Annotated in this window: 13 protein-coding genes and 1 pseudogene; 8 read left to right on the forward strand and 6 right to left on the reverse strand. The window is 65.1% G+C overall.

Going from position 1 to position 11766, the window contains the following annotated elements; all coding sequences use genetic code 11:
- Positions 1 to 3 precede the first annotated feature (3 nt).
- The 4 genes from WJ542_RS25290 to dapA all read left to right on the forward strand — a co-directional run bounded on the left by WJ542_RS25290 (position 4) and on the right by dapA (position 3033).
- Complete coding sequence (locus WJ542_RS25290) at positions 4 to 984, forward strand: M23 family metallopeptidase (protein WP_411192208.1); 981 nt, start codon at positions 4 to 6, stop codon at positions 982 to 984.
- Positions 977 to 1324, forward strand: a complete 348-nt coding sequence (locus WJ542_RS25295) for a hypothetical protein (RefSeq protein ID WP_411192209.1) — start codon at positions 977 to 979, stop codon at positions 1322 to 1324. Before WJ542_RS25290 ends, WJ542_RS25295 begins: the two co-directional genes overlap by 8 nt.
- An 87-nt stretch (positions 1325 to 1411) precedes the next feature.
- Positions 1412 to 1858: a bactofilin family protein gene (locus tag WJ542_RS25300; protein WP_411192210.1), complete on the forward strand. Its 447-nt coding sequence runs from the start codon at positions 1412 to 1414 to the stop codon at positions 1856 to 1858.
- 320 nt (positions 1859 to 2178) lie between these two features.
- A complete protein-coding gene (gene dapA, locus WJ542_RS25305) occupies positions 2179 to 3033 on the forward strand; it encodes a 4-hydroxy-tetrahydrodipicolinate synthase (RefSeq protein WP_411192211.1) in 855 nt (284 codons plus the stop codon).
- Between the two features lie 155 nt (positions 3034 to 3188).
- Here dapA and WJ542_RS25310 read toward each other — a convergent pair.
- From WJ542_RS25310 to WJ542_RS25330, 5 genes and pseudogenes are all read right to left on the reverse strand, one after another.
- Positions 3189 to 3419: pseudogene (locus tag WJ542_RS25310) on the reverse strand (DUF2866 domain-containing protein); the annotation flags it as partial.
- 314 nt (positions 3420 to 3733) lie between these two features.
- Positions 3734 to 3931 (reverse strand): DUF3562 domain-containing protein, encoded by a 198-nt coding sequence (locus WJ542_RS25315; protein ID WP_411192212.1) that lies wholly within the window; start codon positions 3929 to 3931, stop codon positions 3734 to 3736.
- Between the two features lie 227 nt (positions 3932 to 4158).
- The gene (locus WJ542_RS25320) at positions 4159 to 5220 is read right to left on the reverse strand and encodes an alkene reductase (RefSeq protein ID WP_411192213.1); all 1062 of its coding nucleotides are present in this window, start codon (positions 5218 to 5220) and stop codon (positions 4159 to 4161) included.
- A gap of 65 nt (positions 5221 to 5285) precedes the next feature.
- Positions 5286 to 5612 (reverse strand): ArsR/SmtB family transcription factor, encoded by a 327-nt coding sequence (locus WJ542_RS25325; RefSeq protein WP_411192214.1) that lies wholly within the window; start codon positions 5610 to 5612, stop codon positions 5286 to 5288.
- A gap of 164 nt (positions 5613 to 5776) precedes the next feature.
- On the reverse strand, positions 5777 to 6526 hold the full coding sequence (locus tag WJ542_RS25330) for an NUDIX hydrolase (protein WP_411192215.1): 750 nt from the start codon (positions 6524 to 6526) through the stop codon (positions 5777 to 5779).
- A gap of 91 nt (positions 6527 to 6617) precedes the next feature.
- Here WJ542_RS25330 and WJ542_RS25335 point away from each other — a divergent pair, with 91 nt between their 5' ends.
- Together WJ542_RS25335 and WJ542_RS25340 are read left to right on the forward strand one after the other, a co-directional pair.
- Positions 6618 to 7646 (forward strand): SPFH domain-containing protein, encoded by a 1029-nt coding sequence (locus WJ542_RS25335; protein ID WP_411192216.1) that lies wholly within the window; start codon positions 6618 to 6620, stop codon positions 7644 to 7646.
- Complete coding sequence (locus WJ542_RS25340; protein WP_411192217.1) at positions 7643 to 8575, forward strand: NAD(+)/NADH kinase; 933 nt, start codon at positions 7643 to 7645, stop codon at positions 8573 to 8575. Before WJ542_RS25335 ends, WJ542_RS25340 begins: the two co-directional genes overlap by 4 nt.
- Before the next feature lie 142 nt (positions 8576 to 8717).
- On the opposite strand, the gene WJ542_RS25345 is transcribed toward WJ542_RS25340, so the two are convergent.
- Positions 8718 to 9269, reverse strand: a complete 552-nt coding sequence (locus WJ542_RS25345; protein ID WP_411192218.1) for a TetR/AcrR family transcriptional regulator — start codon at positions 9267 to 9269, stop codon at positions 8718 to 8720.
- A 243-nt stretch (positions 9270 to 9512) separates the two neighbouring features.
- On the opposite strand from WJ542_RS25345, the gene WJ542_RS25350 reads away from it, so the two are divergent.
- Together WJ542_RS25350 and WJ542_RS25355 are read left to right on the forward strand one after the other, a co-directional pair.
- Complete coding sequence (locus tag WJ542_RS25350; RefSeq protein WP_411192219.1) at positions 9513 to 10124, forward strand: DUF3313 domain-containing protein; 612 nt, start codon at positions 9513 to 9515, stop codon at positions 10122 to 10124.
- A 41-nt stretch (positions 10125 to 10165) separates the two neighbouring features.
- Positions 10166 to 11722 carry a PqiB family protein gene (locus WJ542_RS25355; protein ID WP_411192220.1) on the forward strand — a complete coding sequence of 519 codons (1557 nt, stop codon included), beginning with the start codon at positions 10166 to 10168 and terminating at the stop codon, positions 11720 to 11722.
- Positions 11723 to 11766 lie beyond the last annotated feature (44 nt).

Here is an 11766-nt window from a genome sequence, read left to right on the forward strand (position 1 = left end):
CTCGTGAAGTCGCCGTGGTTTGCGCCCTGGTCGGACTCCGTCGACGATCTCGCGGGTCGCGATACGCGTTTCGTCACCCATCGCACTGCCCGACGCACCGCCATCGCCGCTGCGCTGGCCACGGCGACGCTTGCCCTCGCGGGCGGCGTCGCGATCGGCCGCTACCTGGCGCCGGCGCCGGTTGCGAATGCCGCGGCGGGAGCGGACGGGCCGGCCCAGCATCGCTATGTCGTGGACGAGTTGGGGCGGATGAATGCGTCGATCGAATTGCTCGATCCGCGCATCGAACGCCTTGCCAGCCAGCTGGCCGAACTGCATCAATTCGATCAGCGTCTGCGTGCGCAGCCGCCTCGCGGCGTCACCACGACGCCGGTCCCAGCAGGGTCGGGCGACAGCGACGAAGGCGGCGAGGGCGGCCCGTTGCTCGCGCCGCGTCACTGCGCCGGCGCGGCCTCGGCGCCGGCGGCTGCGCGCGCGAACGAGCAGGCGACGCGCGGCGAACTCGACTGCCTGTCCGCGACCGTTTCGGCGCTGGAGCACGCTGTCGCACTGCACGAGGCGGCCTTCAGCGCGTTCCCGGGGAGAAAGCCGCTCGTGGACGGCCGCTTCGGCTCGCCGTTCGGCAACCGCATCGACCCGTTCACCCATCGCCTGAGCTTTCATCCGGGCGTCGATCTCGTCGCGCCGACCGGCACGCCCATCCTTGCCGCCGCCGGTGGCCGCGTGATCTACGCGGGACCGAAGGCCGGCTATGGCAACGCCGTGGAGATCGATCACGGCAACGGCTTTCACACGCGCTATGGGCATGCGTCGAAGATCGACGTGCAGGTCGGCCAGATCGTGCTGCCGCTCGAACATATCGCCGACGTGGGCTCGACGGGCCGCTCGACGGGACCGCATCTGCATTTCGAGGTGCTCGTGGACGGCGCGCCCGTCAATCCCGCCGACTATCTCGCGCTATTCGGAGCCTACGCCAATGGTTGAGCGACGCCTCGCACGGACCCGTGCGGACGCGACTCGCGCTTACGAACTGCAGCCGGTTCGCTCGCGCGCCGCGCGCGTGACCATGGTGCTGGCATGGACGGTCGTAACGGCTGCGGCCAGTGCGGCCCTGATGGCGTGGTCGCTGGAGCCCGGCGCTCCGGCGCGCTGCCCGTCCAGCGCGCCGGACGGCCTGCACGAGGCGCTGGCGAACGCGCAATTCAGACTGGAGCAGGAGCGCGCCGCTCGCGCGGCGCTGCAGAAGTCGGCCGATGCCGCGCAGGCCGACGTCGCGAAGCTGCGGGAGGAACTCTTGTTCCTGCGCAGCCACGGCGGCCGCTGAAGGCGGCGGCGCGGCGCGCGTATCGACGCGTATCGACGCGTATCCGCGAGCATTGGCGCGGCAAGGCATATTCAACGGTGGTCATTCATGTTCGGCAAGAAAAAAGCACAGGCAGGCATTCAGCACACCAAACTGGCGACGTTGATCGCACAGGACGTCAGCATCGCGGGCGATATCGAATTCAGTGACGGGCTGCGGCTCGACGGCACGATTCGCGGCAACGTCAGGGCCAAGCCGGGCACGGAGTCGCTGCTCGTGCTGAGCGAGTGCTGCACGATAGAAGGCAACGTGCACGGCTACGACATCGTCGTGAACGGGCATATCGTCGGCGACGTGATCGCGGATCACTTCGTCGAACTCAAGGCGAACGCGCACGTGACCGGCAATATTCGCTACCTCCAGCTGCAGATGGAGTGCGGCGCGACCGTGGAGGGCAAGCTGACCAAACGCGACGCCGCCGCGCCGGATTTGCTGCTCAATGTACCCTTGCCTCATGAGCGCGACTCGCAGGTGTGGGACGAGACGCCCGCCTGAGGCGCTATGCCCGTGTCAGCGCGACCGTGCGTACGCGAGCAATCCCGGTTACACTGTCGCGCATGTCACGCACCGCATCCCGCCGCCTCCGTTCGTCCGCCGTCGCCGCTTCGCGCGCGACGCGTGCGTTCGTGCGCGCCTCGTCGGCCGGCGTGAACGCCAAAGCCAAAAAACAGCGGCTCATCTGACCGGAGCCTGCTGTTCCGTCGTCAGATGTGCGACGGAACAGCCCGCCCTGCCTACCGCGTTATCCCCGGCTCGCTTCCCTTCTGCACATTGCTCGACGGACCTTTCGATACGGTCGGGTTCAAGGGAAAGTCATGTCCATCTTTTCAGGTATCTGGATTCCGCTCATCACGCCGTTCAACGCAGGTGAGGTCGATCACACCGCGCTCGATACGCTCGTGCGCCATTACGCACGCGCCGGCGTGGCCGGCTTCGTCGCGCTGGGCACAACGGGCGAGCCCGCCGCGCTCGACGCGCGCGAGCAGGACGCCGTGCTCGCGACCGTACTGGCGGCGGCGGACGGCCTGCCGGTAGTCGCCGGCGTGAGCGGGAACCATACGGCTTCGGTGTGCGAGCGCGTTGCCGAGCTGAACGCCCTGCCTGTCGCGGGCGTGCTGGCGGCCGCGCCGTACTACATCCGGCCGTCGCAGGCCGGCGTGATTGGCCATTTCGCGGCCATCGCCGATGCGAGCCGCAAGCCTGTGATCCTCTACGACATTCCGGCGCGCACCGGGGTGCAGCTCGAATTGCCGACGCTGCTCGAACTTGCCGGCCACGAGCGCATCGTGGCGGTGAAGGATTGCGGCGGTTCGCTCGACAAGACGCTTTCGCTGATTCTGGATGGGCGTTTGCAGGTGCTCTGCGGCGAAGACATCGAGATGTTCGGTGTCCTGTGTGCTGGTGGTAGCGGAGCGATCGCGGCGTCGGCGCATCTGTGCACGGAGCGCTTCGTGGCGTTGGCGCGCAAGGTGAGCGAGGGACGGCTGGCCGAAGCGCGCTCGCTGTGGCATGCCCTCGTGCCGATCGTGCGCGCGGCGTTTGCGGAGCCGAATCCCGCGCCCGTGAAGGCGGCGCTCGCGCATTGCGGGCTGATCCGCAACGAGCTGCGCGCGCCCATGACGCGCGCGAGCGCAGCGCTCGAAGCCGAATTGGGGAAGCGGGTGGCGTAGGCCGGGCGCACCCGAACGGGCGCGAACCGGTAGCCGGAAAAAAGCGGAGGAGAGCCGCTGCCGCGCGGTCAGCGCGCCGCGCGCGTACCTGAGCGCGCGCGCCGGCGCGTGCGGCCGCGTTCGGGCTCGGCGGGCTCGCCGTTCAGCACGATGCGGCGGCCGGGCACGTGCGCGGCCACGAGACGGGCAATGTCGAGCGCCGAGCTTTCGGCGGGCACGACCTGGCGGCGCGCGCCGTCGTCGAGCAGCGTGGTCCATTCGACAAGCAGGCAAGGCCGGCCCCACGGCTGCGGGAGCGGACCCGAAACCCGGCAGCTCGCGACGTTCGCCCGCGCGCCGTCGTCCAGCAGCAGTTGCAGGTGCATCAGCACGTCGTCTTCAACCATGAACTGGCTCCTTCGTTCTACTTTGCTTGCCAGGTAGCGCCGTCGCGCGGCAAGCGGCGGCGCCTACAAAAAAACGCCGCCGATGCTCCGGCGGCTCAACAGGGGTGATCGTATGGTTACAGCGAAGAATTAAACGAGTCTTAAGAGCCTCCGCGACTGACGACGGACAAAAGGGCGCAAACAAGGGGGCAGACGCACGCAAGCGCGCAAACGACGGGCGCGCGAAATCCCGCGCTGGCCGGGCGCTCAGCGCGTGCAATCCAGATAGTGGGAATGAGAGGGGCGGCTTGGTGTTTTCTGGCGTTCAGTGGTGCTTAGTGCGGCTTACTTTTCTTTTCGCGCAGCGCCGCTCTCACCTTGCGCTCGGCGAACAGCGGCAGATAGTCCTGAATGCTGGCTTCGGCGCGGTAACTGTCGAGGGTGTCGGCATAGAGGCGCGCGACGGTTTCTTCCGGCGTATTGGTTTCCGCGGCGATAGTGTGGACGATTTGCGTGGCGTCGGCTTGAGGCATGGAGGATCTCCAGTCAGCGGGGCAAAGCGGAAGGCTTCCATTAGAGGACACGCTCGCGCCGGATGCCAATTGAAACGGCCTATGGAAAAAGCCCTGAGGAAATGGGTGGCCGCCTGCGGTGCAATGCTGCTCTGGCACGATTGACCGCGACGGCGCGCCTGGCGGCACGCGTGCCCCATGCAGCAAGGGGCGGCCGTGGTACGGCCGCCCCGTTGGGTCACGTCAGATCACGCCACGTTTTCCAGCGTGGGATAGTCGGTGTAACCCGTTTCGCCGCGTGCGTAGTAGGTGGACGGATTCGGTGTGTTGAGCGCCGCGTTCAGTTCGAAGCGGCGCGGCAGGTCCGGGTTCGCGATGAAGAGCTGGCCCCATGCCACGGCGTCGGCTTCGCCGGCGGAGAGTGCGGCCTGGGCCGATTCCAGCGTGAACTTTTCGTTGGCGATGAACGGGCCGCCGAATTCGGCCTTCAGTTGCGGGCCGAGGCGATTGTCGCCCAGCGACTCGCGCGCGCAGATGAACGCGATCTTGCGCTTGCCGAGTTCGCGTGCGACGTAGCCGAAGGTCGCGGCGGGATTCGAGTCGCCCATCGTGTGGGCATCGCCGCGCGGCGCGAGATGTACGGCTACGCGATTCGCGCCCCAGACGTCGATGCACGCGTCGGTGATTTCGAGCAGCAGACGCGCGCGGTTTTCGATCGAACCGCCATAGGCGTCCGTGCGATGGTTCGTGCTGTCCTGCAGGAACTGATCGATCAGGTAGCCGTTCGCGCCGTGCACTTCGACACCGTCGAAGCCGGCCGCCTTCGCGTTTTCGGCGCCGAGGCGGAACGCGGCAACGACGCCGGGGATTTCATCGGTTTCGAGTGCGCGCGGCGTCACGTAGGCGCGCTGCGGACGCACGAGACTCACGTTGCCCTGCGCCGCGATCGCGCTGGGCGCAACCGGCAGCTCGCCGTCGAGAAAGATGGGGTCCGACACGCGGCCCACATGCCAGAGCTGCAGGAAGATGCGGCCGCCGGCCGCGTGCACGGCGTCGGTCACGAGCTTCCAGCCCGCCACCTGTTCCTGCGACCAGATGCCCGGCGTTTCGGCATAGCCGACGCCCTGCGGCGTCACCGAAGTCGCCTCGCTGATGATGAGGCCGGCCGACGCGCGTTCGGCGTAGTACTTCGCCATGAGCGCGTTGGGCACACGGGCCTCGCCGGCGCGCTGGCGCGTGAGCGGCGCCATGACGATACGGTTGGGGAGCGTGAGCGCGCCGATCTGAATGGGGTCGAAAAGGGTTGCCATGTTTCACCTTGAGCGGGCATGGCCCGCGAACTGGATGGGCTGCGAATGAAAGGACGATGGCTCCGTCACAACTGAGCGTTCACGTGAGCGAGAAACGCTTCGATGACCGCTTCGTTGCGCTTGAAGAAAACCCACTGGCCGATCCGCTTCGACGACACGAGCCCCGCTTTCTGGAGCACCGCGAGGTGAGCGGAGACGGTGGATTGCGACAGCCCGCAGCGCGCGTCGATCTTGCCGGCGCAGACGCCCTGGTCGAGCGGCAGTTCCTGATCGGCGAAATACGCCTGCGGCTCGCGCAGCCACGCCAGGATCTCGCGCCGCACGGGGTTGGCGAGGGCCTTGTGGATGGCGTCGATGTCGAGCGCGACAGGAGCGGGGGTGGGTTTCTTCATCTGGGAAACATCGTAGCTGCACGAAGTATATATCGTGATTTTACGATATAGGCGATTGACCGGGTTTCAAGAGGGGGTTCTTGTGTCGGCGTGAAAAAAGGCGTGCACCTTTGCGAGAATTGAAAGGCTGAACTACCCGCCGCAGGCGCGGCTGTCAGCCGTGCTCAGCCGCCGCCACGCGGACTAAAGGTTCGCGGAAACACCGCAAGCGTGCTTCGGTCCACGAGGCGATAGCCTACGGCCGGCCGATTCGATTCCCCGGCGACATAACCCGCTTCGCTCAGGAAGCCTGCGGCGAGCATCCGCGTACGAAAGCCGCTTTTATCCACGGGCCGGCCGAGCACGATCTCGTACATACGCTGAAGCTGCGGCAGCGTGAACGGCTCAGGCAACAGGAACGCCGGCAGCGAAGTGTATTCGACCTTGCCGCGTAGCCGCTCGACCGCCGCTTGAACGATGGTGTCGTGATCAAATGCGAGTCCGCCTTTCCGGGCTACCGCGTCGACAGCGAACCACGCCACTTCGGCAGCGTTCGCGCCCTTCGCGAGCGTGACGTCCTGCGCCGCGATCAACGCAAACCAGACGTGAGTTGCCGACCAGCCGCGCGGATCGCGCGTCGCGCTCCCCCAACTGCCGAGCTGCTCCAGATATGGACTCCTCACGGCGGTCTTGTCGAGCAGCTTGCGGCGCGCGCAACCCTCGAGCGTTGTATCGACCGCTACGTCGACAAAGCCCCCCGGCAGCGCCCAGCGCCCCGGAAACGGTTCGCCGGCTTCGGCCGGACGCCGGACGAGCAGGACCTGCAGCGCGTTATCGAGCACCGAGAAGATCACGACATCGACAGTCGTATAGGGCTGGGGAAACTCATGCCCATGTCCTGCGCGTTGTCCGGAAGCGGGTTTCGGATGTGCCATGGCGAACCAGAAAAACTTGACGACCCTCATTCTAGGTTGTATTGTGCAACTTATGCAAGTTGTACAGTACAACTCAAACAAGGAGTACATCATGTTCGGTATCCGGTTCATCAAGTCACAGCCGACCGTTCACCTCATGCAGTTCCGCGCTGGCCAGATGGTGCGCGAAGGCGCGGGGCTTTCGTTTTTCTACTACGCGCCGGCGACGACGCTGGTTTCCGTGCCGGTTGCGAGCCAGGATCGTCCGTTCATCCTCGAACTGGTGACGGCGGACTTCCAGAGCGTCACCGTGCAGGGGCAGGTGACCTACCGCGTGCGCGATCCGCACCGCACGGCGGCGATGATGGACTTCTCGCTGGGCAAGGACGGCCGGACCTATGTGTCGGAGGATCCGAAGCGGCTCGGGGATCGCGTCGCGATGCAGGTCGAGGTGATCGTTCAGCAGACCGTGCAGGCGATGGATCTGAAGCAGGCGTTGCGCGCTTCTGCGGCAATCGCGCAGACCGTACAGAAGGGGCTCGCGGATCAGCCGGAGATCGAGGCGCTGGGTCTGGAGATTCTGGGCGTCTCGGTGATGGCCGTGAAGCCCACACCGGACATTGCGCGCGCCCTTGAAGCAGAGGCGCGAGAATCCAACCTCAAGGCGGCTGACGACGCCGTCTATCTGCGACGGATGTCGGCCGTGGAGAACGAGCGCGCGATTCGCCAAAACGAACTGGATACCGACATCGCGGTCGAGCAGAAGAAGCGGCAGATCCGCGAAACGCAGATGGAGGCGAAGGCCACGTTGATGCGCAAGGAAAACGGGCTGCGCAACGAACAGATGGCGTCGGACATCGAGCTCGAGGAAAAGCGCAAGGCATTCGTGGCCGGGCAGGCGCAGAACAGCCGGACCCTCGCGGAGGCCGAGGCGCATCGGGTCGCAGCCGTCATGCAGGCGCTGGAGAAGGCCGATCCGCGCATCGTCACCGCGCTCGCCGCTGCGGGCATGCAGCCGGGACAACTGATCGCCCAGGCGTTCGGCGGCATCGCCGAACGCGCGGAGCGCATCGGTCAGCTCAATGTCTCGCCCGACCTGCTCCAGGGTCTGATCGGCGGCGGAGAAAGGAAGGCAGCATGACTACCGAGTCGCGTAAAGTCGTGCTGGTGACACGCTGCACGCGCTATGAAGATCTGATTGCCCGGCACCACACGCTCGCGCAGGCGAAGTTCTACATCGAGCATCTCGGCGCGGACTTCTCCGACTACCTCGCCGAGCACGCCGCCTACGCGCGTGGCCTGGAGTTGACCGTTCGCGCGCTCGAAGGCTGGGGCCGTTACCAGATCGTTGACCGAGGCTACCTGCCCAATTTCATTTTCGCGCCCGACGATATAGTCGTGGCGCTCGGGCAGGACGGGCTGGTGGCGAACTCGATGAAATACCTGGGCGGGCAGCCGCTGATCGGCCTGAATCCGGAGCCCGGCAGGTGGGACGGCGTGTTGCTGCCGTTCGAACCGCCCGACCTTGGCGCGGTACTCGCGGATGTCGCCCGCGGCCGTCGTCCAACGAAGGCCGTGACCATGGCGGAGGCACGGCTTTCGGACGGGCAGGTGCTGCGCGCGGTCAATGACCTGTTTGTCGGGCCGCGTACGCATTCTTCCGCGCTCTATGAGATCGAGTTGGGTGAGCGACGCGAATCGCAGTCGTCGTCGGGCATTATCGTGTCCACGGGACTCGGCTCGACCGCATGGGTCAAAAGCGTGGTGACGGGGGCGATCGGCGTGACGCGGGCCACGCTGGGATCGGACCAGAGTTTCGAGTACCCGCCTCAGTCCTGGGACAGTCCGCAACTGACGTTCGCCGTGCGGGAGCCGTTTCCGAGCCGGGCGTCGAAGACCGAACTGGTTTTCGGCCATGTGAGTGCCGGGCAACCGCTGCGGCTGCGCTCGCGCATGCCGGAAAACGGCGTGATTTTTTCCGATGGAATGGAGGACGACTATCTGCGGTTTACGGCGGGCATGGAAGCGACGGTGACGGTTGCCAAGGCGCAGGGTTGTCTGGTCGTCTAGGGTCCGCGGGCGTCTGTCCTTTGCCAGGAAGGATGGCGTTGGTTTTATGTGAATCGGGCAGAACATCCAGGTCCAGGGGCGTGCCGCACGGCCGGGCGGCGCGTCACCCTCGACAGCTGCAGGGAGCCGCAGCGTAACGCTCTCACCACTTTCCGTCGTCGAGAAGCCGGTCGAAAAGCCGGTCGCGCAAGGCCTCGGGCATGCTGGAGAGGCCGAGCAGCGAGTTGAAGGCGATCCCGGCGGCTGCGAAGTAGCGCAGCAACGAGAGTTCGAGATCTTTCGCCTCGGCCTGTAACTGCTCCATCTTGGCGACATCCTGGGACTTGAGGTCGTCGAGCAGGGCAGGGCTTTCGATCAAGGCCGCGAGGACTGCGCGCGCGACTGAATTCGGCTGCTTGACGGACTCCCTGAAGATGGCGATCTGGGCGGAGAGAACGGGTTCGGGCCGCGTGGTTCCGCCTGTAGTCAGGTGTTCATGGGCAATCTGTTCGAACTGCTCGCGCTGGCGGTCGAGGAGCCCGCGCAATACGCCGTGCTTGTTGCGAAACTGGTGGAGCAGCCCGCCTTTGCTGATGCCGCTTTCGCGTGCGAGCGAATCGAACGTCAGTCCGCCAACACCATCGCGAGTCAAGATCGAGAGCGCCGCGTCAATCGCTTTTCTGCGCGAAATCTCCGAACGTGTCTGGTTATCCATTGTTAATGCGCAGAGCGAGCCGTTGTAATTGGCGAAGCTCCGTATTGTACGCGCGTCCGGGATGGATCGCTAAAAACAAACCGGGCAGACGGTTTACATTCTGAGATGACAATGCTACGCTTCGTCCTCGTTGCGGTCGCATACCGCCGCATCGCGCCCATCAATTTGGCCCCATTTTAAGAGGAAGCCCCCGTGTTCAAGATCCGTTCTTTCTCCAGGTCGGCATTTTACGTAGCACTACTGATGTTATCGGCCTGCGCGAGCATGAAGCCGGTTGCTTATACCGATCTCGCATCGGCGTCGCAGTTGAAGGAGAACCGGGGCGACGATGCCGCCAGGACACCGTTCCGCTACGTGGCGCCAGTGGTGTGGTCGCGCTACGCCGAGGTGATCGTTGATCCCGTGGTGGTGTATCGCGGGACCGACAACCAGTTCGGCGACCTGTCCGACGCAGACAAGTCCGAGCTTGCCGCATACATGAACAAGGCGTTTGCCAAGGCGCTCTCCGGGCGCTTCGACCTGACGGCCCAACCGTCGCCCGCGACGCTGCGCGTGAAGCTCACACTGACCGGCGCAGAGAAAACGACCGCCGTAATCGGCCAGGCCATGCACTTCGACATTGCGGGCAATCTCTACAACGGGGTTCAGGCGGTCCGCGGCGGGAAGGGCGCATTCAGCGGTTCGGTATCCTACGCGGTGGAGGTTTACGACAGCGCGACGGGACGACTCCTGCGCGCCTACGTGACGAAGCAATATCCGAACGCGATGAACCTGCCGGCGGCATTTGGCTCGCTGAGCGCGGCGAAGACGGGCATCGACAAAGGCGCCGACGCTCTCGTCGAGCAGTTGCGCTGACTGCCGGTCGGCATACGGGTGTCGTCGTGGGGAAGCGGTGAATGACGCGTCTTCGCCGACCGTTCTCAGGCTGGTTCCTCCTCGTCGCCGGAGGATTGATCGGGATCCTCACGTTTGCCTATGTGCTGACACCGTCCGGGCCGCGCGTGACCGTGAGCTTTTTGTCGGGAGCGGGCCTCGTGGCTGGGAAAACGAAAGTCCGCTATCGCAATGTGGAAGTGGGGCGGCTGGAGAGCTTGCGCTGGTCCGCCGACTCCCGGCACATCGATGCGGAACTGCAACTCGATGCCGCCGGACGAGCGATTGCGACATGCGGGGCGCGATTCTGGGTCGTACGCCCACGTCTCGGGCCAAGGAACGTTTCCGGATTGATGTCCGTTATCTCCGGCGCCTATATCGATGTCGACGTCGACCTGAAATCGCATCGGGCCTGTGGCGAATTCATCGGACTGGAGACGCCGCCGGTCGTGACCCGCGATCAGCGCGGTACGTGTTTCACGCTTCGTGCGGCATCGTTGGGCTCGTTGAGTCCGGGCTCGCCGGTTTATCTTCGCGGCGTGCAAGTGGGGCAGATACTGGGGTATTCGCTTGCGGCAGGTTCCCGCAACGTCCTCATCGACGCTTTCGTCAAGGCGCCGTTTGATCGCTTCGTCACGTTCGATACACGGTGGTGGCAGGCAAGCGGGATCGAGATGCGATTCGGGTCCGGCGGCGTGCGTATGCAGGCGGAGTCGATTATGGCGGTTGTCGCGGGTGGCGTGGCGTTCGAACCGCTCGGCGGCGTGTCTGCGGCATCCGCCGCGAGCGGGCAGACCTTTGCGCTCGCGGACAATCGCGAAGACGCGATGCGTAACGACGACGGGCTAGCCGCCGTGGTGCGAATGCGCTTCGCGCAGTCGGTTAGAGGATTGTCGGTCGGCGCACCGGTCGAATTCCGCGGCGTCGATTTGGGCACGGTAATCGCGGTCGATATCGACCTGAATCCGGAGCACGATCGCTTCGATATGCTGGTCACCCTGCAGTTGTATCCGTCGCGACTCGGACGAAACTATCGCGACGCGCTGGGAGACGGCACCGGGGCGCCCGCAAAAAACCTCCTGCAGCAGCTTGTCGCGCGGGGGCTTCGCGGGCAGTTGCGCATGGGAAGCCCGCTGACCGGACAGAAGTATGTGGCGCTCGATGTCTTTCCGCATGCCCCCGCGGCCCGAGTCGATATGAGCCATGCTCCCATCGAACTGCCGTCGGTGCCGAATACCCTCGAAGAACTTCAGGATCAGTTGGCGAATATCATTCGCAAACTCGACCGTATGCCGCTACAGGAGATCGGGAGCAATCTGAACGCATCGTTGGCGCATTCGAATGACTTGTTCGAACGTCTCGACGGGGAACTCGTACCGGCGGCGGAGGCCACGCTCGCGTCCGCCCGGGAAGCGTTTCGCTCTGCAAACGATACGCTCGACCAGCAGGCGCCGTTGCCGCGCGACGTCGACCAGGCGTTGATCGAACTCCGGCGCGCATCGGTGAGCGTGAATGCGCTTTCCGAATATCTCGAGCGGCATCCAGAATCGTTCGTTTGGGGGAAGGGCGCGGATCAATGAGGGGATCGAAAGCAGGGGCCGCCCCGTGCCGCATAGACCCTCTC

The organism is Paraburkholderia yinzeri, assembly GCF_046581065.1.
Lineage (GTDB): Bacteria > Pseudomonadota > Gammaproteobacteria > Burkholderiales > Burkholderiaceae > Paraburkholderia.

What these genes read in the sequence shown, in the direction of transcription:
- WJ542_RS25325 (WP_411192214.1), bottom strand. Translation starts at nt 5,612, where the DNA reads ATGAAGAAACCCACCCCCGCTCCTGTCGCGCTCGACATCGACGCCATC.
- WJ542_RS25295 (WP_411192209.1), top strand. Translation starts at nt 977, where the DNA reads ATGGTTGAGCGACGCCTCGCACGGACCCGTGCGGACGCGACTCGCGCT.
- WJ542_RS25330 (WP_411192215.1), bottom strand. Translation starts at nt 6,526, where the DNA reads ATGGCACATCCGAAACCCGCTTCCGGACAACGCGCAGGACATGGGCAT.
- dapA (WP_411192211.1), top strand. Translation starts at nt 2,179, where the DNA reads ATGTCCATCTTTTCAGGTATCTGGATTCCGCTCATCACGCCGTTCAAC.
- WJ542_RS25335 (WP_411192216.1), top strand. Translation starts at nt 6,618, where the DNA reads ATGTTCGGTATCCGGTTCATCAAGTCACAGCCGACCGTTCACCTCATG.
- WJ542_RS25345 (WP_411192218.1), bottom strand. Translation starts at nt 9,269, where the DNA reads ATGGATAACCAGACACGTTCGGAGATTTCGCGCAGAAAAGCGATTGAC.
- WJ542_RS25315 (WP_411192212.1), bottom strand. Translation starts at nt 3,931, where the DNA reads ATGCCTCAAGCCGACGCCACGCAAATCGTCCACACTATCGCCGCGGAA.
- WJ542_RS25320 (WP_411192213.1), bottom strand. Translation starts at nt 5,220, where the DNA reads ATGGCAACCCTTTTCGACCCCATTCAGATCGGCGCGCTCACGCTCCCC.
- WJ542_RS25350 (WP_411192219.1), top strand. Translation starts at nt 9,513, where the DNA reads ATGTTATCGGCCTGCGCGAGCATGAAGCCGGTTGCTTATACCGATCTC.
- WJ542_RS25355 (WP_411192220.1), top strand. Translation starts at nt 10,166, where the DNA reads ATGACGCGTCTTCGCCGACCGTTCTCAGGCTGGTTCCTCCTCGTCGCC.
- WJ542_RS25300 (WP_411192210.1), top strand. Translation starts at nt 1,412, where the DNA reads ATGTTCGGCAAGAAAAAAGCACAGGCAGGCATTCAGCACACCAAACTG.
- WJ542_RS25340 (WP_411192217.1), top strand. Translation starts at nt 7,643, where the DNA reads ATGACTACCGAGTCGCGTAAAGTCGTGCTGGTGACACGCTGCACGCGC.